At 66.7% G+C, this 22,424-nt stretch carries 20 protein-coding genes; 8 read left to right on the top strand and 12 right to left on the bottom strand.

The window, feature by feature from the left end; all coding sequences use genetic code 11:
- The first annotated feature begins 121 nt into the window (after window positions 1-121).
- The 4 genes from SNOV_RS15850 to SNOV_RS15865 are packed head-to-tail and all read left to right on the top strand — an operon-like array spanning window position 122 to window position 3,831.
- The gene (locus tag SNOV_RS15850) at window positions 122-1,165 is read left to right on the top strand and encodes an ABC transporter ATP-binding protein (protein WP_013167971.1); all 1,044 of its coding nucleotides are present in this window, start codon (window positions 122-124) and stop codon (window positions 1,163-1,165) included.
- A 5-nt stretch (window positions 1,166-1,170) separates the two neighbouring features.
- Window positions 1,171-2,007, top strand: a complete 837-nt coding sequence (locus SNOV_RS15855; protein ID WP_013167972.1) for an ABC transporter permease — start codon at window positions 1,171-1,173, stop codon at window positions 2,005-2,007.
- Window positions 2,004-2,798, top strand: coding sequence for an ABC transporter permease (locus SNOV_RS15860; RefSeq protein WP_013167973.1), 795 nt, complete (start codon window positions 2,004-2,006; stop codon window positions 2,796-2,798). The genes SNOV_RS15855 and SNOV_RS15860 overlap by 4 nt, the downstream gene beginning before the upstream one ends.
- A 19-nt stretch (window positions 2,799-2,817) precedes the next feature.
- Window positions 2,818-3,831 carry a proline racemase family protein gene (locus SNOV_RS15865; RefSeq protein ID WP_013167974.1) on the top strand — a complete coding sequence of 338 codons (1,014 nt, stop codon included), beginning with the start codon at window positions 2,818-2,820 and terminating at the stop codon, window positions 3,829-3,831.
- Window positions 3,832-3,873: 42 nt separating this feature from the next.
- On the opposite strand, the gene prpB is transcribed toward SNOV_RS15865, so the two are convergent.
- Genes prpB through SNOV_RS15885 form a run of 4 tightly spaced genes read right to left on the bottom strand, consistent with a single transcriptional unit; the run spans window position 3,874 to window position 7,770 of the window.
- Window positions 3,874-4,776, bottom strand: a complete 903-nt coding sequence (prpB, locus tag SNOV_RS15870) for a methylisocitrate lyase (RefSeq protein WP_013167975.1) — start codon at window positions 4,774-4,776, stop codon at window positions 3,874-3,876.
- Window positions 4,777-4,816: 40 nt separating this feature from the next.
- Window positions 4,817-6,331, bottom strand: coding sequence for a tripartite tricarboxylate transporter permease (locus SNOV_RS15875; protein ID WP_013167976.1), 1,515 nt, complete (start codon window positions 6,329-6,331; stop codon window positions 4,817-4,819).
- Between the two features lies 1 nt (window position 6,332).
- Window positions 6,333-6,776 carry a tripartite tricarboxylate transporter TctB family protein gene (locus SNOV_RS15880; protein WP_013167977.1) on the bottom strand — a complete coding sequence of 148 codons (444 nt, stop codon included), beginning with the start codon at window positions 6,774-6,776 and terminating at the stop codon, window positions 6,333-6,335.
- 10 nt (window positions 6,777-6,786) lie between these two features.
- Window positions 6,787-7,770 carry a Bug family tripartite tricarboxylate transporter substrate binding protein gene (locus tag SNOV_RS15885; protein WP_013167978.1) on the bottom strand — a complete coding sequence of 328 codons (984 nt, stop codon included), beginning with the start codon at window positions 7,768-7,770 and terminating at the stop codon, window positions 6,787-6,789.
- Window positions 7,771-7,866: 96 nt separating this feature from the next.
- Between SNOV_RS15885 and SNOV_RS15890 the strand changes: the two genes are divergently transcribed.
- On the top strand, window positions 7,867-8,580 hold the full coding sequence (locus tag SNOV_RS15890; RefSeq protein ID WP_013167979.1) for a GntR family transcriptional regulator: 714 nt from the start codon (window positions 7,867-7,869) through the stop codon (window positions 8,578-8,580).
- Here SNOV_RS15890 and SNOV_RS15895 read toward each other — a convergent pair.
- A complete protein-coding gene (locus SNOV_RS15895) occupies window positions 8,577-9,047 on the bottom strand; it encodes an Lrp/AsnC family transcriptional regulator (protein ID WP_013167980.1) in 471 nt (156 codons plus the stop codon). The genes SNOV_RS15890 and SNOV_RS15895 overlap by 4 nt on opposite strands.
- Before the next feature lie 130 nt (window positions 9,048-9,177).
- Between SNOV_RS15895 and SNOV_RS15900 the strand changes: the two genes are divergently transcribed.
- The 3 genes from SNOV_RS15900 (at window position 9,178) to tviB (ending at window position 13,979) form a co-directional block, all read left to right on the top strand.
- Complete coding sequence (locus tag SNOV_RS15900; protein ID WP_013167981.1) at window positions 9,178-11,553, top strand: transketolase-like TK C-terminal-containing protein; 2,376 nt, start codon at window positions 9,178-9,180, stop codon at window positions 11,551-11,553.
- A 106-nt stretch (window positions 11,554-11,659) separates the two neighbouring features.
- Window positions 11,660-12,679, top strand: coding sequence for an NAD-dependent epimerase/dehydratase family protein (locus tag SNOV_RS15905; RefSeq protein WP_013167982.1), 1,020 nt, complete (start codon window positions 11,660-11,662; stop codon window positions 12,677-12,679).
- A gap of 16 nt (window positions 12,680-12,695) precedes the next feature.
- The gene (tviB, locus tag SNOV_RS15910; protein WP_013167983.1) at window positions 12,696-13,979 is read left to right on the top strand and encodes a Vi polysaccharide biosynthesis UDP-N-acetylglucosamine C-6 dehydrogenase TviB; all 1,284 of its coding nucleotides are present in this window, start codon (window positions 12,696-12,698) and stop codon (window positions 13,977-13,979) included.
- Here the strand turns inward: tviB and SNOV_RS15915 are convergent.
- From SNOV_RS15915 to SNOV_RS15945, 7 genes are all read right to left on the bottom strand, one after another.
- Window positions 13,976-15,244 carry a glycosyltransferase family 4 protein gene (locus tag SNOV_RS15915; RefSeq protein WP_013167984.1) on the bottom strand — a complete coding sequence of 423 codons (1,269 nt, stop codon included), beginning with the start codon at window positions 15,242-15,244 and terminating at the stop codon, window positions 13,976-13,978. The two genes, tviB and SNOV_RS15915, sit on opposite strands and share 4 nt — an antisense overlap.
- Entirely contained in the window at window positions 15,244-16,389 is a 1,146-nt protein-coding gene (gene wecB / locus SNOV_RS15920) for a non-hydrolyzing UDP-N-acetylglucosamine 2-epimerase (RefSeq protein WP_041782331.1), read from the bottom strand. Before wecB ends, SNOV_RS15915 begins: the two co-directional genes overlap by 1 nt.
- A gap of 4 nt (window positions 16,390-16,393) precedes the next feature.
- Window positions 16,394-17,518: a polysaccharide biosynthesis C-terminal domain-containing protein gene (locus SNOV_RS15925; RefSeq protein WP_041783508.1), complete on the bottom strand. Its 1,125-nt coding sequence runs from the start codon at window positions 17,516-17,518 to the stop codon at window positions 16,394-16,396.
- Complete coding sequence (locus tag SNOV_RS15930) at window positions 17,518-18,543, bottom strand: polysaccharide biosynthesis protein (protein WP_013167987.1); 1,026 nt, start codon at window positions 18,541-18,543, stop codon at window positions 17,518-17,520. The genes SNOV_RS15925 and SNOV_RS15930 overlap by 1 nt, the downstream gene beginning before the upstream one ends.
- A gap of 81 nt (window positions 18,544-18,624) precedes the next feature.
- Entirely contained in the window at window positions 18,625-19,827 is a 1,203-nt protein-coding gene (locus tag SNOV_RS15935; RefSeq protein WP_013167988.1) for a glycosyltransferase, read from the bottom strand.
- Window positions 19,828-19,829: 2 nt separating this feature from the next.
- Window positions 19,830-20,897: a glycosyltransferase gene (locus tag SNOV_RS15940; RefSeq protein ID WP_013167989.1), complete on the bottom strand. Its 1,068-nt coding sequence runs from the start codon at window positions 20,895-20,897 to the stop codon at window positions 19,830-19,832.
- The gene (locus SNOV_RS15945; RefSeq protein ID WP_041782333.1) at window positions 20,890-22,419 is read right to left on the bottom strand and encodes a hypothetical protein; all 1,530 of its coding nucleotides are present in this window, start codon (window positions 22,417-22,419) and stop codon (window positions 20,890-20,892) included. Before SNOV_RS15945 ends, SNOV_RS15940 begins: the two co-directional genes overlap by 8 nt.
- Window positions 22,420-22,424 lie beyond the last annotated feature (5 nt).

Genomic DNA, 22,424 nt, shown 5'->3' on the forward strand with positions numbered 1-22,424 from the left:
GGGCCTTCCGCGCGGTGGCATTGTCGCCGATTTCGGACGCTCTGGCGTAATCTGGCTCCGCCGACCTGGGACGGCCACCCTTCCGCGCGGCTGTCCGCCTTCTCAAGCCAGGACACGATCTGTGCAGCCACTTCTCTCCATCGAATCCGTCTCGAAGCGCTTTGCCGGGCATCAGGCCCTGCACGAGGTCGACCTCGCCATCGGCGGCGGCGAGTTCATCGCGCTGCTGGGACCGAGCGGCTGCGGCAAGACCACGCTCCTGCGCTGCATCGCCGGCTTCCTGAAGCCGGACGACGGCCGCATCCTCATCGAAGGCGCGGACATCACCGGCGCGCCGCCCTATCGCCGCCCGCTGAACACCGTGTTCCAGAGCTACGCGCTCTTCCCCCATATGAGCGTCGCCGACAACGTCGCCTACGGCCCACGCCGCGCCGGCACCGGCCGCACCGAGGCGCAGGCCCGCGCCCGCGAGGCACTGGCGCTGGTCGGGCTGGAGGAGATGGGCGAGCGGCTGCCGCGCGCGCTCTCCGGCGGCCAGCAGCAGCGCGTGGCGCTGGCACGGGCGATCGTGAACCGGCCGAAGCTGCTGTTGCTCGACGAGCCGCTCTCCGCGCTCGACCTGAAGCTGCGCCGGCGCATGCAGATCGAGCTCAAGCACATACAGGAGAAGCTCGGCATCGCCTTCATCTTCGTGACCCACGACCAGGAAGAAGCCATGGCGATGGCCAACCGGATCGTGGTGATGAATGCCGGGCGCATCGAGCAGGTCGGCACGCCCGCCGACATCTACCGCGCGCCGGCAAGCCGCTTCGTCGCCGAGTTCGTCGGCGAGCCCAACCTCATCCCGGTCGAGCCGGCGCGCCCGGGCCGCATGCGCCTCAAGGTCACCGGCGCCGAGTTGCCCTATGCCGAGGGCGTGCGCTGCGTGATGGCGCGCCCGGAAGACCTCGTGCTCGTCGACGGCACGCCGCCCGCCGACCTCGCCACGGCTCCCGGCATCGTCGAGGAGGTGGTCGCGGTCGGCCCGGTGACGACGCTGTTCATACGCTGCGGCGACGTCGTGCTGAAGGTCGCCCGGCTCGGCATGTCGGCGACTGCGCTGCATCCCGGCAGCGCCGTCACCGTCGGACTGCGCGTTTCGGCGCTGCACCCGATCGTGGAGTGAGCCCGGTGACCGCGCCCCGCACCACATTGGCCCTGCTGCTGTTCGCGCCGCTCGCCTTCTTCGCCGCGTTCTTCGTGGCGCCGATGGTCGTGGTCGCGCTCTCCAGCATCATCGCCGACGACGGCGCCCTGACCACCGCCCATTACGCACGGATCCTGCTCGACCAGTATCACTGGGACGTGCTGTGGGTGACGTTCCGCATCGCGCTGCTGACCACGCTCATCTGCATGCTGGTGGGCTTCCCGCTCGCCTGGTACCTCGTGCGGATCGTGCGCTGGCGGGCGTGGCGGCGGGCCTGCGTCATCCTCATCATCGTGCCGCTGTTCACCTCGAACATCGTGCGGTCCTTCGGCTGGATGGTTCTGCTTGGGCGCACGGGCCTGGTCAATCAGGGGCTGATGGGGCTCGGCCTCACCGAGCGCCCGATCCGCTTCCTCGGCACCGAAACCGGTATCCTCATCGGCCTCGTCTACATCCTCGTGCCCTTCGTGGTGCTCACGGTCGGCAATGCTCTGGCGAAGATCGACACCGCCTATGAGGAGGCTTCCGCCGATCTCGGCGTCGGCCCGGCGCGGACCTTCTGGTTCGTCACCCTGCCGCTGACCCTGCCGGGCGCGGTCTCCGGCGCCATCATGGTGTTCGCGCTCGCCGTGAGCGCCTATGTGACGCCGGCCCTGCTCTCGGGCGGGCAGATCACCGTCTTCTCCATGCTGATCTTCCAGCAATACTCCTCGGTGTTCGACTTCCACTACGGCGCGGCGCTGAGCATCACGCTGCTGGTGCTGACGCTGATCCTCGTCACCGTCGCCGGACGCATCGGCGAAGGGAGGAAGCCGGCATGATCGCGCGCTTCCTCATCCGCATCGTCGCGCTCGCCGCGCTCGCCTATCTGGTGCTGCCGCTGGTGGTCATCGTCGGGGCGTCGCTGACCGAGACCAGCTACCTCGCCTTCCCGCCGCAGGGGTTGACGCTGAAATGGTTCGGCGTGCTGTTCGACGACCCGTCCTACGTCTCGGCCTTCGTCACCTCGACCCTGCTTGCGCTCGCCGCGACAGTGGTGGCCATCGTGCTCGCCATCCCCGCGAGCCTGGCGCTGGCGCGCTACGTCTTCGCCGGCCGCGAGGCGATCTCCTCGCTGCTGATGTCGCCCTTGGTGCTGCCCTATGTCGTGCTCGGCGCCGCGCTGCTGCAGTTCGGCTCCGCTATCGGGCTGGCGCGCTCCTTCGAGGCACTCCTCGTCGGCCATGTCGTCATCGTCATGCCCTTCGTGCTGCGCTCGGTGCTGCCGCTGCTCACCCCCGAGCAGCGCGCGCTGGAAGAAGCCTCGATGGACCTCGGCGCGACGCCGGTCGCCACCTTCTTCCTGGTCGTACTGCCGCAGATCCGCGGCGGCATCGTCTCGGGCGGCCTCCTCGCCTTCATCTCCTCCTGGATCAATGTCGAGCTGTCGATCTTCAACACCTCCTCGGCGCTCAACACCATCCCGGTGAAGATGTTCAACTACGTGCAGTACACGATCGATCCGACCATCGCGGCGGTGTCCGCGATCACCATCGTCGCGGCTGCGCTCGTCATCATCCTTCTCGATCTGCTGATTGGACTGGACATGCTGTCCGAGTCCCGTCGGCCCTAATCCCAACGGAGCCTTCGCGATGCGCAAGCAGGATAGTTTTGACGTCATTTACACGCACACCGAGGGCGAGCCGCTCTGCATCATCCACAGCGGCATTCCCTATCCGGCGGGTTCCTCGATCATCGAGAAGCGGGCGTTCCTCGAGGAGAATTACGACTGGGTGCGCGAGGCGCTGATGCGCGAGCCGCGCGGCCATCGCGACATGTTCGGCGTGTTCCTCACCCCGCCCTCCTCGCGCGACTACGACGCCGGCCTGATCTATATCGACGGCACGCAGTACTCGCACATGTGCGGCCACGGCACGATCGCCGTCGCCATGGCGATGGTGGCGCACGGCATGGTGCGCCGCTCCGACGACGGCATCACCAAGATCCGCTTCGAGACCACCGCCGGCCTCGTCCAGGCCGAGGTCGCCACCGATGGCGACGAGGTGCTGTGGACCCGCTTCGAGAACGTGCCGGCCTATGTGGCGGCGCAGGACGTCGCCTTCGACCTGCCGGGCGTCGGCGCGCTCAAGGCCGATATCGTGTGGGGCGGCAATTATTTCGGCATCATCGACCTGCGCGGTACCTCGCTGAAGATCGGCCCGCAGAACGGCTCGGAGCTGTCGCGTCTCGGCATCCTCGCCCGCGAGGCGATCCGCGAGAAGGTGAAGATCCAGCACCCGACCGCCGGGCACATCAACAACTTCAACTTCGTCACCTTCTGGCACGAGCCGACCATCGAAGGCGCGCTCTACAAGAACGTGCACGTGTTCAGCGCCGGCCAGCTCGACCGCTCGCCGGGCGGCACCGGCACCAGCGCGATGATGGCGATGTTCGAGGCGCGCGGCGTGATCGGCTTGAACCAGCCGATCAAGTCCGAGGGCCTGCTCGGCACCGGCACCTTCGAGGGCGAGCTGATCGGCGAGACGAAGCTCAACAATGTGCGCGCGGTGCGCCCGACGGTGAAGGGCACCGCCGGCCTGCTCGGCACGGCGCGCTGGGTGATCGACCGCAAGGACCCGGTCGGCGCCGGCTTCCTCGTTGCCTGACGAGCGAGAAACGATCGGCGCCCGCGAGGGCGCCGATCCCAACTACGGCAGGATCGTGGTGACGATCGAGCGGTCCAATGCCTCATAGTCGAAGTAGCGGATCGTCTCGTAGAGCTCAGCGCGGGTCTGCATGCGCGGGATCAGCGCCTCCGGCGTGCCGGCCCGGCGGATCTCGCGATAGAGTTCCTCCTGCGCCTTGGCGGCGACACGCAGCGACGACACCGGCCAGATCACCATGCGATAGCCGAGCTCGGCGAATTCCTGCGCGGTCAGCGCCGGCGTGCGCCCGAACTCCGTCATATTGGCCAAGAGCTTCACGCCCGGCAGACGCTGGGAGACCTCGCGGAACATCTCGACGGAAGTGAGCGCCTCCGGGAAGATCGCGTCGGCACCGGCCTCCAGATAGAGCTTCGCCCGCGCCACCGCACCGTCGATCCCCTCGCTCGCGGCCGCATCGGTGCGAGCGATGATGACGAGGTCGCGGCGCGCCCGGCGGGCGGCATTCACCTTCGCCGCCATGTCCTGCGGCGAGGCGAGATGCTTGTCGTTCAGATGCCCACACTTCTTGGGAAGAAGCTGGTCCTCCATCTGCACGGCGCCGGCGCCCGCATCCTCGAAGGCGCGGACCATGTGCATCACGTTCAGCGCCTCGCCATAGCCGGTGTCGCCGTCGACGAGGACCGGCAGCATGGAGGCGCGGGCGAGCTGGCGGGCGTAGAAGGCCATCTCGTCGACGGTCAGGATGCCGAGGTCCGGCAGCCCCATCGACGCGCTCACCGCCGCGCCGGAGAGATAGAGCGCCTCGAAGCCGGCATCGCGCGCCTGGAGCGCGGCGAGCCCGTTATGGGCGCCGGGGATCTCCAGAATGGCATCGCGCTCGATGAGCGCCCGGAACCGCGCGCCCGCCGAGGCCGTGGGCAGATCGGCACTAACGAGATAGGTCAAGGCAAGATCCTCTGTCGGTCATCGGTTGGGCGGTGCGGCCTCAGCTCGCCTCGCTGTCCGACATGGCGCGGAGGCGCCGGCCGAGACGCGGGGCGAGCATGGGGACGAGGAAGGTCAGCGCGGCGAGCAGCCAGAACAGGATGGCGACCGGCGAGGAAACGAGCACCAGCACGTCGCCGTCCGAGAGCGACAAAGCGCGCCGGATGTTGTCCTCCAATAGCCGCGCCAGCACGAAGGCGATCAGCATCGGGATGAGCGGGATGCCGATCTTGCGCATCGCATAGGCGACGATGCCGATGCCGGTGGCGAGCAGCAGCTCGAAGGTCGAGTTGGTCGCCGCATAGACGCCGGCGAAGGACAGGCCGAGCACGCCGGGGAACAGGATCCAGTTCGGCACCAGCAGCAGGCGCGCGAACAGCCCGACCAGCGGCAGGTTGAGCACCAGCAGCATGATGTTGCCGATATACATCGACGCGATCAGGCCCCAGGCGATCTCCGGGCGCTGGGTGAAGAGCAGCGGGCCGGGCGTGATCGAATACATTAGCAGGGCGCCCAGCATGACCGCGGTGGTGCCCGAGCCGGGAATGCCGAGCGCCAGCATCGGCACCATGGACGCCGTCTGGGCGGCGTTGTCGGCGGTCTCCGGCGCCGCGAGACCGCGCATGTCGCCCTTGCCGAAGGTGCCGTCGCGATCGGACACCCGCTTCTCCGCCGTATAGGCGAGTGCCGAGGCCACGGCCGCGCCGGTGCCCGGCAGCACGCCGAGGAAGAAGCCGATGCCGGTGGCGCGCAGCATCGCCGGGAAGCAGGACACCAGTTCCTTCACCCGCAGGTGGCTGCCGGCGCCGAGATGGGAGATCGAGCCCGAGCGCATCCCCTCCGCCACCACGAGAATCTCGCTGACGGCGAACAGGCCGATGGTCAGGGTGGTGAAGTCGATCCCGCCCAGCAGTTCCAGCGATCCGAAGGTGAAGCGCTCGACGCCCGAGCCGCCGTCAACGCCGATCATGGCGCCGAGAAGCCCGAGACAGATCGCCGCCCAGGTCTTGGCGGTACGGCCCTGCCCCATGGTGGCCAGCAGCGAGAAGGCCAGCACCATCAGCGCGACATACTCCGCCGGCCCGAAGGAGACGGCGAGGCGCGCGATGGGCACGGCGAGGAAGGTGAGCAGGACGACGGTGAGCGTGCCGCCGACGAAGCTGCCGATGCCGCTCAGCGCCAGCGCCGCGGCCCCGCGGCCCTGCTGCGCCAGCGGGTAGCCGTCCAGCGTCGTCATGACGAGGCCGGGATCGCCGGGAATGTTCAGGAGGATGGACGAGATGCGCCCGCCATAGCCGCTGCCGTAGTAGATGCCGGCCAGCAGGATCAGCGCGCTCTCCGGCGGCAGCTGCAGCGAGAAGCACAGCGGCAGCAGCAGCACGATGGCGTTGATCGGGCCGATGCCCGGCAGCGCCCCGATGGCCGTGCCGAGGGCGGCGCCGGCGAGCGCGAGCGCCAGGTTGAACGGCGTGAAGGCGACGCCGAAGCCGAAGGCCAGCGAGGAGAGCGCTTCCATCTCAGATCCCCAGCGGTCCGCGCGGCAGCGGCAGGCCGAGCAGGATGTCGATCAGCAAAAGGAAGCACGCCGCCAACGCAACGGAGGCAATGGCCGACCCCAGCGTTGGACCGCGGAAGGCCTTGGCGCAGGCGAAGCACAGCAGGGTGGTCGCGGGCACGAAGCCGAGGGGATCGAGGATGAGTGGATAAATGAAGCTCGCAACCGCCACGAGGATGACGCGGCCATAGTCGCCGCGCTCCCACTCGACATGGTCGGGACGCAGCAGGATGGCGGCGCCGGCGATCGCCAATATGGCCCCCACCACCATCGGGAACACCTTCGGGCCGACCGGGTCGGCCGCGAAGGAAACGTCGAGCGACCAAGCGTGCCAGACCGCGCCGACGCCGACGAGAAGGAAGAGCGCGCCGGCGATCCGGTCGCCCCACAATCCTGCTGCGTTCATGAGTGCTTGCTCAGTTGCCGGTGGTCTTCAGGCCCACATCGGCGGCGAGCTTGCGGAACGCATCCGTGCGCGCCTTGGCGAAGGCGTCGAACTCCGGCCCGACCAGGTCATAGGCGAACAGGCCCTGTTGCTCGCGCACCTTGTGCCAGCGCGGATCGGAATTGAGCTTCTTCAGCGCATCGACCCAATAGGCATACTGCTCGTCGGTGATGCGGGGCGGCAGGTAGAAGCCGCGCACGATCGGCCACTGCACGTCGTAGCCGGCTTCCTTGGCGGTCGGGACATCGGCGAAGACGCCCGGCAGGCGCTTGTCGGAGAAGGTCGCGAGCACCCGGACTTCGCCGGCCTCGAGCTGGCCGCGGACCTCGGAAGCGTCGCCCGGCACCGCGTCGATCGTGCCGCCGAGCAACGCCGCCAGCGCCTCGCCGCCGCCCTCATAGGAGAGGTAGCGCATCTTGCGCGGATCGACGCCCGCGGCCTTGGCCACGAGGGCCGGCTTCATCCAGTCCTGGCTGCCGACCGTGCCGCCGGCGCCGATGGCGACCGAGCCGGGGTCCTTCTTCAGAGCGTCGACGAAATCCTGCAGGGTCTTGAAGCGGCTGTCCTTGCGGACCGCCAGGACGCCGTAATCGGCGCCGACGGCACCGAGCCAACGCACGTCGTTCTCGTTGAAGCGACCGAACTTGCCTTGGGCGAGGTTCACCCAGGAGCCGGTGGAGACGGCGATGATGACGTTCGGATCGTCGGCGCGGCGCGCCTGGATGTTGTTGTAGGCCACGGCGCCGATGCCACCGGGCATGTTGGTGGTGCGGATGGTCGGCTTGACGATGCCGAGCTCGTTGAGCTGCTGCGAGGTCACGCGGCAGGTTAGGTCGAAGCCGCCGCCCGGCGCCGCCGGCGCGATGCATTCAGGGTTGCGCGGCTCGAAGCCTTCCGCGGAAGCGGCGCCACCAAGGGCGAGGCTGGCGATCACGGCAAAGGCGAGACGTGTCATTGGCATCCTCCCAAATTTTCATTATTGTCGACAAATCTCAGAGTTTTTGGCCGAACGCAACCCTTGCATAGCCGATCTGATCAGTCGGCGACGGAAATGACGGATACTTTGTCGACAACATTAACAAGCTCACCGACCGAGCGGCGCTCGAACCAGTCCGACTCCCTCTATGAGACGCTGACGGTCGGGATCATGACCGGGCGCATACAGCCCGGCGACAAGCTGAACGAACTGGTGCTCGCGGAGGAGTTCGGCGTGAGCCGCGCGCCGATACGCGAAGCCCTGCGGCGCCTGCAGGAGAAGGGGCTGGTCACGCATGTCGCCCATCAGGGCGTGCGGGTGATCTCGCCGACGCTGGAGGATTTCCTCTCGCTGCTGGATGTGCGCGAGGCGCTGGAGGGCATGGCAAGCCGGCTCGCCGCCACGGAGATGGCGTCGGACGAACTCGACAGGCTGGCCGACGTGGTCGAGCAGCACGGCCGGGAATTGCAGCGCAATCCCGACGGCCCCTATGTGCAGAATGACTTCGACAACGACTTCCATGTGCGGATCGCCCGCGGCTGCCGCAACCCGGTGCTGACCGACCTCCTTTGCGATCAGTTCTACCCGCGGCTGAAGCTCTGCCGTACGCGCCACGGGCTGGTCAAAGGACGCGGCCTCGCCGCCTGGAACGAGCATCGCCGCATCCTCGCCGCCCTCATGGAACGCGACGGCGATGTCGCCGAGCTGCTCATGCGCCGGCATGTCCGCTCCGCCCGGGCCGCCCTGCTGTCATCAGTGCCGGGATCGAATGGTCGCCCGCCAGTCTAATCGATCGGCAGCGCCTGCGAGTGCTTGATCTGGCTGAGGGCGAAGCTCGACTCGATGGAAGCGACGCCCTCCAGCCGGGTCAGCGTCCGCTTGAGGAAGGCCTCATAGGCCGGCAGGTCCTTGACCACGATGCGCAGCAGATAGTCCCGCTGGCCGGTCATAAGATAGCATTCGACGATCTCCGGCCAGCGCAGGATCGCCTTAGAGAAGCGGTCGAGCTCGTCCTCGCGCTGGCGCTCCAGCTTGATCGAAGCGAAGACGCTGATCGGCAGGCCGACCTTGTCCTGATCGACCACCGCCACATAACGCTTGATGACGCCGGCGGCCTCGAGGTTGCGCACCCGCCTTGCGCAGGGCGAGGGCGACAGGCCGACGAGCTCGGCGAGGCGCTCCATCGTGGTGTGCGCATCCTCCTGCAGGACGGCGAGAATCTTGCGGTCGATGTCGTCGATCCTGGCTTCTGGCATGACGAGCTACGCTTGGGCTCCATATTGGTGGATTGAGCCAAGATAGGTCGCTTGACTGGCGCAGAATAGCTGCAAAACGCGTATGATCGTGCCTAGGCTGCCATTACAGCGTAAGCCGGAGCGCCGACCCATGGCCAAGACCGCCGACGACATCGCCCTTCTCGAAGAGCTGGAGCGCAAGATCCTCTGGCTTGCGACGTGGACGATCCACAACGCCAACCACATCCGTCCCAGCACGGACGGGCTGAAGGTGGGCGGCCATCAGGCGTCTTCCGCCTCCATGGCGACCATCATGACGGCGCTCTATCTCAAGGCGCTGCGCCCGGAGGACCGGGTGGCGGTGAAGCCGCATGCCAGCCCGATCTTCCACGCCATCCAGTATCTCGCCGGCCACCAGACGCGCGAGAAGCTGGAGAATTTCCGCGGCTACAAGGGCGCCCAGTCCTACCCTTCCCGCACCAAGGACATCGACGACGTCGACTTCTCCACCGGCTCGGTCGGCCTCGGCGTGGCGCAGACCTTGTTCGCCTCGCTGGTGCAGGATTATCTGCGCGCCAAAGGACTCCTCGGGACCGGTCTCGGCACCACCCTGCCCGAGGGCAAGATGGTCGCGCTCGTCGGCGACGCCGAGATGGACGAGGGCAACATCTTCGAAGCCTTGCTCGAAGGCTGGAAGCACGGCCTGCGCAACACCTGGTGGATCGTCGACTACAACCGCCAGAGCCTCGACGCCGTGGTGCGCGAAGGGCTGTGGGAGCGCTTCGAATCCATCTTCCGCAATTTCGGCTGGGACGTCGTCATCCTGAAATATGGCCGCCTGCAGCAGGCGGCGTTCAAGGAGCCGGGCGGCGAGGCGCTGCGCCGCTGGATCGACGAATGCCCGAACCAGCTCTACTCGGTGCTGACCTTCCAGGGCGGCAAGGCCTGGCGCAAGCGCCTCACCGACGATCTCGGCGACCAGGGGCCGGTCTCGGCCCTGCTGGAGCGCCGCTCCGACGAGCAGCTGGCGCAGCTCATGGGCAATCTCGGCGGCCATGACCTGCCCTCGCTGGTCGACGCCTTCGAGGCGGCGCGCGCGCACGACCGACCGGTCTGCTTCATCGCCTACACTATCAAGGGCTTCGGCCTGCCGCTCGCCGGCCACAAGGACAACCATGCCGGGCTGATGACGCCGGCGCAGGTCGAGGATCTGCGCGCCCGCCACCGTGTCCGCCCCGGCCATGAATGGGACAAGTTCGAGGGCCTGGCGACCGAGCCGGCGAAGCTCGACGCCTTCATCAAGGCGGCGCCCTTCAATGCCGAGGGCACGCGCCGCCATCAGGCGCCCCATATTGCGGTCCCGGCCAAGCTCGACGTGCCGCTTCAGCCGGCCATGTCGACCCAGCAGGGTTTCGGCCTGCTGCTCAACGAGATCGGCAAAAGCGAAGGCGAGTTCGCCAGCCGCATCGTCACCACCTCGCCGGACGTCACCGTCTCCACCAATCTCGGCGCCTGGGTGAACCGGCGGCAGCTCTTCGCGCGCGAGGAACTGGCCGACACCTTCAAGAAGGAGCGGATCCCCTCGACGTTCAACTGGGAGTTCTCGCCCAGGGGCCAGCATATGGAGCTCGGCATCGCCGAGATGAACTTGTTCATCATGCTCTCGGCGCTCGGCCTCTCGCACTCCCTGTTCGGCGAGCGGCTGCTGCCCGTCGGCACGCTCTATGATCCCTTCATCGAGCGCGGCCTCGATGCGCTGAACTATGCCTGCTACCAGGACGCCCGCTTCATCCTCGCCGCCACGCCTTCCGGGGTGACGCTGGCGCCGGAGGGCGGCGCGCACCAGTCCATCGCCACGCCGCTGATCGGCATGGCGCAGGACGGGCTCGCCAGCTTCGAGCCGGCCTTCGTCGACGAGTTGGCGGTGATCCTGCGCTTCGCCTTCGCGCACGCTCAAGACGAGGATGGCGGCTCAACCTATCTGCGCCTTTCCACCCGCACCATCGAGCAGCCGCGCCGCACCATCGACGACGCGCTGGCTGAGGACATCGTCAAGGGTGGCTACTGGCTGCGCCGGCCGGGTCCGAACGCTCAAGTTATCGTCGCCTATACTGGCGCGCTCGCGCCCGAGGCGATCGAGGCGGTCGGGCTGATCGCCGAGGACCGGCGCGATGTCGGCCTGCTCGCCGTCACCTCGGCCGACCGGCTGCATGCCGGTTGGACCGCCGCCCAGCGGGCGCGCGAGGAAGGCGACTATGGCGCCCGCGCCCATGTCGAGACGCTGCTCGACGCCGTGCCGCCGGGCTGCGCCATCATCAGCGCGATGGACGGCCATCCGGCGACGCTCGGCTGGCTGGGCTCGGTCCATGGCCACCGCTCGCGCGCCCTCGGCGTCGAGCATTTCGGCCAGACCGGCACCATCGCCGACCTCTACCGCCATTTCGGCATCGACGCGCAGGGCATCGCCCGCGCGGCGCAGGCCATCGCGCCGGGCCGGCCGATCCGGCATCTGCGGATGGTGAGCTGACAATCGCGCCCGCACGCGCAAGCGGACGCTTCCCAAGCCCCGCGGCACGGCGTAACAGAACCGCGGGGCAATGATTGCCGCGCATGGCGCGGCATGGGGGAACGGCTTGGCGGGGCGGCGCGTCTTCATCACCGGCACGGCCGGCTTCATTGGCTTCCATCTCGCGCGGCTGCTGCTCTCGGAAGGCTTCCGGGTGCACGGCTATGACGGCATGACCGATTATTACGACGTCCGCCTCAAGCAGCGCCGCCACTCCATGCTGGCGCAGAGCGAGGGCTTCTCCTCCACCGAGGCCATGCTGCAGGACATGGAGACGCTGGAGCGGACGATCGAGGAGTTCCGTCCCGACATCATCGTCCATCTCGCCGCACAGGCGGGCGTGCGCTACAGCCTGGAGAAGCCGCGCGCCTATATCGACTCCAATATCGTCGGCACCTTCAACGTGATGGAATGCGCCCGCGCCGTCCCGGTGCAGCATCTGCTGATGGCCTCGACCTCCTCGGTCTACGGCGCCAATGAGGAGATGCCGTTCCACGAGACCGACAAGGCCGACACTCCGCTCACCATCTATGCCGCGACCAAGAAGGCCACGGAGGCGATGGGCCATTCCTACGCCCACATCTACGGCCTGCCGACCACCATGTTCCGCTTCTTCACCGTCTACGGCCCCTGGGGCCGGCCGGACATGGCGCTGTTCAAGTTCACCCGCGGCATCCTCGAAGGCACGCCGATCGACATCTACAATCACGGCGAGATGTGGCGCGACTTCACCTATGTCGACGACCTCGTGCGCGGCATCCGCCTGCTGATCGACGCCGTGCCGCCGCTCCCCGGCGCGCGGGAGACCGAAGTGCCCGGCGACAGCCTGAGCCCGGCGGCGCCGTTCCGCGTGGTGAACATCGGCAACTCCGACAAGGTGCGCCTGCTCGACTTCGTCGACGCCATCGAGCAGGAGCTCGGCGCTAAGGCGATCCGCAACTACATGCCGATGCAGACCGGCGACGTACCGGCGACCTGGGCGAACGCCGACCTGATCCACGCGCTCACCGGCTACAAGCCGAACACGCCGTTCCGCGAGGGCGTGGCGCGCTTCGTCGCCTGGTATCGCGACTATTACGGCGCGTGAGCGCGAGGGGCGGAGCATGCTGGTCCAGACCGTCGAGACTGCCCGCCTTGCCGTGATCGGCCTCGGCTATGTCGGCCTGCCGGTGGCGGTCGAGTTCGGCAAGCACCATCCCGTCGTCGGCTTCGACATCAATCCGGCGCGGATCGAGGCGCTGCGCCAGGGCATCGATGCGACGCTGGAGGTGAGCGCGCAGGAGCTCGCCGAGGCGCATCTCCTGAGCTTCTCCGCCGAGCTGGAAGATCTGCGCGCCTGCACCACCTTCATCGTCACCGTGCCCACCCCCATCGACGGCCACAAGCGGCCTGACCTGACGCCACTGCTCCGCGCCTCCGAGACGGTCGGCAAGGTGCTGAAGCGCGGCGACGTGGTAGTCTACGAATCTACCGTCTATCCCGGCGCCACCGAGGATGACTGCGTTCCGGTGCTGGAGCGCGTCTCCGGCCTCGTCTTCAACCGCGACTTCTTCGTCGGCTACAGTCCGGAGCGCATCAATCCCGGCGACCGCAGGCACCGGCTCGCTACTATCCGCAAAGTGACCGCCGGCTCGACGCCGGAGGCGGCGGAGTTCGTCGACGCGCTCTATGCCGGCATCGTCACCGCCGGCACCTTCAAGGCCGAGAGCATCCGCGTCGCCGAGACGGCCAAGGTGATCGAGAACACCCAGCGCGACCTCAACATCGCGCTGATCAACGAGCTCGCCATCATCTTCAACCGCATGGGCATCGACACCGAGGCGGTGCTGAAGGCGGCCGAGACGAAGTGGAACTTCCTGCCCTTCCGGCCGGGCCTGGTCGGCGGCCACTGCATCGGCGTCGACCCCTACTACCTGACGCACAAGGCGCAGACCGTCGGCTACCACCCGGAGATCATCCTCGCCGGCCGACGGCTGAACGACGGCATGGGCGCCTATGTCGCCGCCCAGCTGGTGAAAGCGATGCTGAAGCGCCGCATCCAGGTGGAGGGCGCGCGCGTGCTGGTGATGGGCCTCACCTTCAAGGAGAACTGCCCGGACCTGCGCAACACCCGCGTGGTCGACGTGATGCGCGAGTTGAAGGATTTCGGCGTCGAGGTCGACGTCCACGATCCGTGGGTCAGCGCCGACGAGGCTCGGCACGAATACGGCATCGCCGTCATCGCCGAGCCGGAGGCCGCGAGCTATGACGGCATCGTGCTGGCCGTCGCGCATGAGGCGTTCCGAAGCATGGGCGCCGAGGCCATCCGGGCCTATGGCAAGCCCGAGCATGTGCTGTACGACCTCAAATACATCCTGCCGCGCGACGAGGCCGGCCTGCGGCTCTAGCTCCGGGCGGCGCCGGTCCGGCGCCCCGCCAGCTCGCCGAGGATCGCCGCGAAGGCGCGGGTGCCCTTGTCGAAGGAGAGCTCGCGCTCATAGAAGACGCGGCCATTAGCGCCGAGCGTCGCGAGTTCGGCGGGATCAAGCCCGGCCATCTGGACGACCGCGCCGGCCAGCGCCTGCGGGTCCTCCGGCGGCACGATGAGCCCCGCGCCCGCCTGCCGGACCAACTCGGCCGCGTCGCCTGCCACCGCCATGAGTATCGGTTTGCCAGCCGCGAGATAGGCCTGCGTCTTGGAGGGGATGGTGATGGCGAAAAGCGGATCGTCCTTCAGATGCACCAGCAGGACATCGGCAGCCTTCAGCCAAGCGCCGACCTCCGCCATGGTCACGCGCGGCAGGAAGCGGACATTGGCGAGCCCGTCGCGCGCCGCACGCGCCTTGAGGCGTTCCATCTCGATACCCGAACCGAGGAGGCAGAATTCGATCCGCGGATGGTCGGCGCCCACCAGCGCCGCTGCGTCGAGTACTGAGCTCAGCGCCTGTGCCGCGCCCATATTGCCAGCGAACAACACGCGGAACTTGCTGGTGTCGCGAAAGGCTTCCGGCCGCTTGTCAGCGGAGGCCTGCTCCGTTTCCTCTTCGGACCAGTTGGGGATGACGGCGATCTTCTCCGGCGGCACGCCGCGCTCGATCAGCAAACGGCGAAAGCCATCCGACAGCACCGTGATGCGGTCGGCCTGACACCAGATCCAACGGCAGACGGCGCCCACAACGCGTAGCAGGCGCTCGCTGCCGATCATCCCCGTCGCCCGCAGCGTGTCCGGCCACATATCCTGAACGTCGATGACGATAGGTATGCGACGCAGCCGGCGGGTGATGGCAGCCGCCATCGCGACGGTGAGGGGTGGATGGTAGACGTAGATCACGTCGGCCCGACGCGCGACAAAGACGAGATACAACGTTGCGGACAGAAAGAAGCTCACATAGTTCAACACCCGGCCGATCCGGCTGGCATCATGGCTGGGGTAGAGCGCGAGCCGGGAGACGCAAATCCCGTTCATGAGCTCGCGCTGAATCGGCCGGATGCGGTAGCCAGGAAAGATCTTACCACCGGGATAGTTGGGAAAGCCGGTGACCACCTCGACATCGAAGCCGAGTTCCTGAAGGCGACGCGCGAAGGTCAGGCCCTTGATCGTCTGCTCGGGATCGAACCACTGCTTGAGCAGGATCAGTCTCGGGCGAGCCTTATCGGTCGTCGGATCGCTCATCAGGTCAGATCGTTCGTCCTGATCCCATCCCAGCCATTCGAGAGGTGCGCCGTGCCGAGGATCAGGCTGACCACGCGCTCCGACGTGTTGGTGATCGTGTAATCCTCCGGCACCGGATGCGGCCGGCCCTCCTCTTCGCGCGCGGCGAACATGCGGGTGACGGCGTGGACGCCGCGCAGCACCGCCTCGCGCGAGAGGCCGGTGATCATGATGGATCCCGTGTCCAGCGCCTCCGGCCGCTCGATCGCATCGCGCGGCGTGATGGCGGGAAAGCCGAGGATGGAGGCTTCCTCGGCAATGGTGCCGCTGTCGGAGATGGCGCAGAAGGCGCTCATCTGCAGGCGGTTATAGTCGTGGAAGCCGAACGGCTTCATGAACTGCACCCGCTGGTCCGCCACCGCGCCGAGCGCTTCCAGCCGCTTGCGGGTGCGCGGATGGGTCGAGACGATGAGCGGGCGGTCATAGCGCACGGCGAGTTCGGAGAGCGCGCCGACCAGCTCGGAGAGGCGGTCGCCCCGGTCGACATTCTCCTCGCGGTGCAGCGAGACGATGAAATAGCCGCGCTCCGGCAGGCCGAGCCGCTCCAGTACGTCGGAGGCCTCGATCTGCGGGCGGTAATGCTCCAGCACCTCGCGCATGGGCGAGCCGGTCAGATAGAGGCGCCGGTGCGGCAGGCCCTCGGCCAGCAGGTGCCGGCGGGCGTGCTCGGTGTAGACGAGGTTGAAGTCGGCGATGTGGTCGACCAGCTTGCGGTTGGTCTCCTCCGGCACGTTGCGGTCGAAGGAGCGGTTGCCGGCTTCCATGTGATAGACCGGCACCTTCATCCGCCGGGCCATGATGGCGGAGATCGCCGAATTGGTGTCGCCGAGGATGAGCACCGCGTCGGGCTTTTCAGTGGCAATGACCTTCTCGCTCTCGGTCAGGATCTTGCCCAGCGTCTCGCCGAGGCTGCCGCCACCGGTGCCGAGGAAATAGTCCGGCCGGCGCACGCCAAGGTCCTCGAAGAACACCTCGTTGAGCTCGTAGTCGTAGTTCTGGCCGGTGTGGACGATGCAATGGTCGCAATATTCGTCGAGCCGCGCCATCACCCGCGACAGGCGGATGATCTCGGGCCGCGTGCCCAATATGGTCATCACCTTGAGCATCGTCTCACCCCAGGACCGGATCGGCATAGGTGTCGGGCGCGGCGGGATCGAAGATCGCCTGCGTCCAGAACAAGGTCAGCAGCGGCTTGTCGCCGACATTCTCGATGCTGTGCGTGTGCAGCGTCGGCATGTCGACCGCCGCCGGCGCCGCGCCGCTCACGCGATATTCCCACACCGGCCCGCCGAGCGCACGGCGGATGCGGATGACGGCCTCGCCCTCGAGCACCAGGAAACGCTCGACCTTGTCGAGGTGGAAATGGTTGCCGCGGGTGACGCCCGGTTCGGTCCAGCTCAGGAAGGTTTGGCCGCCGCCGCCACCCTTCACCGCCTCAAACAGCACGCCGCGCGCATCGCTGTTTAGCTTGAGCGAGCGCGGGAAGAAGTCCGGGTAGAGCGCGGCACGGTAGGAATTGAACAGCGCGAGATCGAAGGGATCGGCAAGATCCGGGAAGACACCGGCGGTATAGGCGGCATGAAACGTCTGGATGCGTGACAGCAATTCCTGGACGCCCATCGGCCGTGGCTCGGGACGAACCTCGCCGGTGGTGCCATCGAGGAAGGCGCCGATCGCCGCCTCGACGGCTGCGCCGGCGTGCAGCAGCCGCACCTGGCCGCCGGCATTGATGGTCGGCGTCTCGCCACGTGTCACCTGGTGGATGAGGGTGGCGGTGACGTTGTTGTAGAAGGGCCGCGCCCCCTCGCCGAAGATGTGCGACAGCACAAGATCGGTGAAGCGCGGCGTCACCGCGGCGAGGATGTCGCCGGCCGCGCGCTTCGAGCGCCCATAGGGCGAATCCGTGCCGGCATGGGTCGAATTGGCATAGACGATGTGCGGCACCACGCCGGCCGTGCGGCAGGCAGTGGCGAGGCGCTCGGCGATCTCGACATTGCCGCGCTCGACATCGGCATCCGCGCCGCGATTGACGCCGGCAAAGTGCAGCACTACGTCGACCCCCGTCAGCGCCGCGGCGAGCGCGGCATCATCGCTGAATGCGGTACGATCGAGCCCCACCAGATCGAAAGGAAGCGGCTCACCCTTGAAGCCGGCGGCACAGTTGCGCGCACGCAGATGCGCCGCGGCGTGCCAGCCGAGCAGACCGCCCGCCCCGGTGACGACGACCCGCCTCATCAAGCCGCCGTCCATGTCGCCAGCTCGGCGTCGATCTCGGGCAAGGTGCGTAGCAGCTTCTTCACGCCCTCGACATCCAGCCGTTCGGTATTGTGCGAGTGGTAGTCGGCGTGCTCGCCGGCGTGCACGTCGCCCTCGGTGAAATAGGGCCGGTAGTTAAGGTCGCGCCCATCCATGCTCACGCGGAAATAGTCGCCCATGTCCTCGCTCTGCGACAGCTCCTGGGCGCTCACCAGCGTCTCGAAGAGCTTCTCGCCGTGCCGCCAGCCGATCACCTCGACCGGGTGCTCGGGCCGCTCGAACAACTCCTTCAGCGCCACCACGAGATTGGCCATCGTCGCTGCCGGCGCCTTGCGCACGAAGAGGTCGCCCTGTCGGGCGTGCTCGAAGGCGTAATGCACCAGCGCCACGGAATCGCGCAGCGGCATGAGGAAGCGCGTCATGCTCGGCTCGGTGACGGTGATCGGTGCGCCGGACTTGAGCTGGCGCACGAAGAGCGGGATCACCGAGCCGCGCGAATACATGACGTTGCCATAGCGCACCAGCGAGACCGTCGTGCCGGCCTCGGGGCCGATGGCGCGTGCGATGGCCTGCGCCAGCTTCTCCATCATCGCCTTGGAGATGCCCATGGCGTTGATCGGGAACACCGCCTTGTCGGTGGACAGGCAGACCACGCTGCGCACGCCGGCCGCCACCGCCGAGCGCACCACATTCTCCGAGCCGAGGATGTTGGTGCGGACAGCTTCCAGGGGAAAGAACTCGCAGGACGGCACCTGCTTGAGCGCCGCGGCGTGAAAGACGCGGGTGGCACCGGCCGTGGCGCGGTCAACGCTGTCGCGGTCGCGCACGTCGCCGATATAGAAGCGGACATTGCTGCTGCGCAGGGTGCTGCGCAGCATGTCCTGCTTTTCCTCGTCGCGGCTGAGGACGCGCACTTCCGGGCAGCCGCGCGCCAACAGGTCCTGCAGCATGGTCCGGCCGAACGAACCCGTTCCGCCGGTGATCAGGACAGTTTCATTCTGCATTGTGATTCCCCCGCGCCGTTCATACGGCAACCTCAACCGTCGCACCAGTTTCAGCTTGCCCATGAGCCGCAAGATTCCGGCCTATTCGTCGGCAGGCGGCACCGCACCGCATAGCGCCGCCAGCTTCCGGCCGATCGCCGCTTCCGAACATTCGCGCATGATTATCTCGCGGGCAGCACCCGCGCGCGCCAGCCTCTCCTCGGTCCCCAGCGCGACGAGCGTTTCGATGGCGCGGGCAACGCCCTCGCCGCTCTCGTCGTCGATATAGTGGAAGCACGGCACGATCTCCGCCGGGATGCTGACGAGGCGCGTCGTCAGTACCGGTCGGCCGGTGGCGACATATTCGATCAGCTTGGACGGGAAGGAATAGCGTGCGAACTCCTGGCCCGACGGGCGGGGATTGATCAGGATGTCGGCGGCCATCAGATGCGATGCGAGCGCGCGGGCATCGACGAAGCCGCCATACTCTACGTTCGGCGGGCCGCCAGCGGTGATGCGCGGGACGTAATCCCCCTTGCCGAAGATCAGGAACCGCACCTGCGGCAGCCGCGCCGCCGCGTCGAGCAGCCGGTCCATGCCGTAGGCGGCGCTGACCCCTCCGGCATAGATCACGGTCACCGGCGCATCCGCCACCCGAGGCGCAGGCGCCACAGTGGCCAACGCATACAGCCAGTCGCGGCCGAGTATGCCGGGGAATACCAGTACCTTTTTCACACCGGGGAACAGCTCCAGCCACACCGGCGACAGCGCGACCAGCGCGCTCGCGCGCGCCAACAGTAGGGGGACGATCCTTCGGTCGATCCGCTTCAGCAGGCGGGCGAGCCGCCCGTCGGTCGCCAGTTCGACGCCGGGCGGGTCGGTCAGCACCGGCACGACGTCGACGCCGAGCCGGCTCATAAGCCAGCCATAGAGCAGGAATGGGCTGTGCACGCCGTGCATGAACAGGACGTCCGTGCCCCATTCCCCGCGGATGCGTCGTGTAAAGCCCAAGCAGGCGAGAAGGCGCGTGAGATGCTTCAGCACGATGAGGTTCACGAACCCCATCGCCACGCCGTCGACCCCCTGGCTGCGGAAGGCGAAGCGACGGAACAGGAGACGCCGAACCAGCGGATAGCTCTGCACCGGCAGCGTCGACAGAAGCCGCACCTCGCCGAAGCCCTGGCGCAGACTGCGGGCGAGTGCCCAGGCGAATTTGTGCGTCTGCACCGGCGGGTTCGGATCGATGGCGGTGATCTCCGCCATGACCTCGTCGGGAACCGTGTAGCCGAGTAGCAGCGGACGCATCGTCAGGCCCGGCGCTCCAGCAGGAGCGCATAGGTCCGCTCCCATCCCTCCACCATCGCCGTGATGGAGTAGTGCCGCTCGACATTGGCGCGCGCCGCGTGCCCCAGCGCCCGCATGCGGCCGGGGTCGCCGATCAACTCCCGTATCGCGGCGGCGAGGCGTTCGGGATCGTGGGACGGCACAAGGATGCCGCCCCCCTTGGCGATGACCTCCGTATTGCCGCCGACCTGCGTGGTGACCACCGGCAAGGCGTAAGACATCGCCTCCAGCAGCGCATTGGAGAGATTCTCCGACCAGGTCGGGAAGACGAACAGGTCCGCTGCCTCGAGGAAGGGCGTGACGTCGCTCTGATGACCAACGAAATGCACGCCTATGTGCCGCAGGCCGGCGAACAACGCCCGGATCGATCCGTCGTCGTCACCGCCGCCGACCACCACCAGATCGAGCGGAACATCCAGCCCGTCGAGCCGCGCCAGCGCCGCGGCGAGGTCGCCATAGCCCTTCTCTGGCGTCAGGCGCGACACGCAAACGGCGACGATACGGTCGTCACCGACGCCGAGCTCCGCGCGCACCGCCGCGCGCCGCGGGCGGTCGAGCGCCGGCAACGGCACGCCGTTTGGCACCGGCGGCAGCAGCTTGGCGCGGTGGCGCTGGAGGAAGTCGCGGCGGGCGGCATAGTCGCATACGGTGACGATGGCCGTGGCCAGCGACAGCGTCGCCGGCTCCAGCCCGTGCGCCACGATGGCGCGGCGCAGCCGGCTCCTCGGCTGCTGGAGGTCGCGGTGGCTGCCATGGATGGAGACCAGCACCTGCGGCACGCCGGCGAGCCGGGCGGCCAGCGCGGCATGGAACCCCTCATTGCCGAGGCCGCGCACATGGATCAGCCGAGGGCGCTGTGCCCGGATCTGGCGCATGAAATCGCGGATCAGCCCGACCGACAACCCACCCGCCGGTCCCGGCTGCCACATCGTCGGATAGCTTCTGCCCGCATGTTCGAGGAAGCGCGCCAGCGCCGTCGCCGGTCCGCCGGTGCTCGGGCTGCCGAAGCAATGCTGCAAGACGTCAGGCACGCGCGCGCTTCCTTCTGAACAGGCCGGCGAACCACAGGGAGAGGAGGGTCACGACGATCCAGAATCCCTGGCGCTGCATCAGCACCTGATTGTTGGCGGGGAGATAGGCCACGAAGATCATGATCTGCCCCAGGGCGACCATGGCCAGAAGCGAGTCGCGCTGCAGGCAGGTGATCCACACCCGCGCGAAAAGCAGGCCCATGAGGAACATGAAGACTGGAACGAGAAGGAACGACATGTCCGACGCCAGCCAGGGAAAGGCCGTCGACCAGAACTGGCCCGCCGGCCAGCCGGTAGCGATCTCCGCCCGATAGGGAAAGGTAAGCAGCATCTGATTGTCGCCGCCGAGGAACTGGAAACGGTAGGATTCCATCGCGGGCGACAGCCCGGCGCCGTAAGCGAACTCGAAAGGCTGCGCGAGGCTGCGGGACAGCCCGAAATAGCCATGGGTTGGATAGGCAAGAACCGAATAAATACCGAAGGCGATATCCGAGCCGAATAAGTAATTTACGAACGTCCGCGACACGTCTCCCACAATTCTACTGTAGACAATGCCAAATTCCACCGCACGCTTTATCTGATTGTCGACCATATAAATGAAAATCGCCAACGCAAAGATAACAATAAATAACTTCAGATATCTCATCGAAGAGTTACCCGGACGGACACCATCAAATGCCACATTGAGACGACTCTTCCCAACCAGGATGGCGCCGCCGGCGACGGCAAACAGAAAGGTGTCGCCAATTCCCTTCATCGTTCCGATGTAGAGAAAACTCACCTGAAAGACGAAGACGGCGAAGATTATCTTCAACTTGATCAGCATCGAGACCTTCGACCACAACAGAACCGCCAAAGGGATGAATGCCCCGTAGAACAGGCTGGAAATCACGAGGACCTGCCCGACGAGGCTGACGCGGCCGGTTAGTGCCTGGATCTGATAGACATCGAATTTCTGCTTATAGGCGGAGCCAGCATCGAATATCGTCTGGATGACGCCACCTAAATCACGCGCACCGTACTCATAAAGCTGATTCAGTCCAAATATTACAAAATATGCAGCCCCAGAGAGCAATATAAGCACATTGCCCCGCGCGGACTCATAAGTATTCAACTTTGAGCCGTCGAATTCCGATACATGTGAATTGGTGCAGGTCAAATATCCAATATAGAACGCGATATAAGACGACGCCACAAACGATACGAGCGTAAACATATTGTCGACATCGCTGGCCAATGGGCCAAGGATGAATATGATGAAAGTCGCCGAAAGGTAATACATTGAATAGCGGATCGGCGCATTCAGGATCGAGCGGATCTGACGGCGCTGCGCCAGCGCCGGGTAGCGACCGGCGACGCCACGAAACGCCGGCGAACCGCCGTTTCTTCGTGACGAAATATAGCTCATCCTCGCCCCTCTTCTTACCGCGATCATGGCCATCGACACCGCATCAGCCGTCGCAACCGGCACCTGCACGCTGCATCCGTCCGCCCGCAAGTCGCGGCACTCAAGCTCTATCATCTCTA

It is taken from the genome of Ancylobacter novellus DSM 506, assembly GCF_000092925.1.
GTDB lineage: Bacteria > Pseudomonadota > Alphaproteobacteria > Rhizobiales > Xanthobacteraceae > Ancylobacter > Ancylobacter novellus.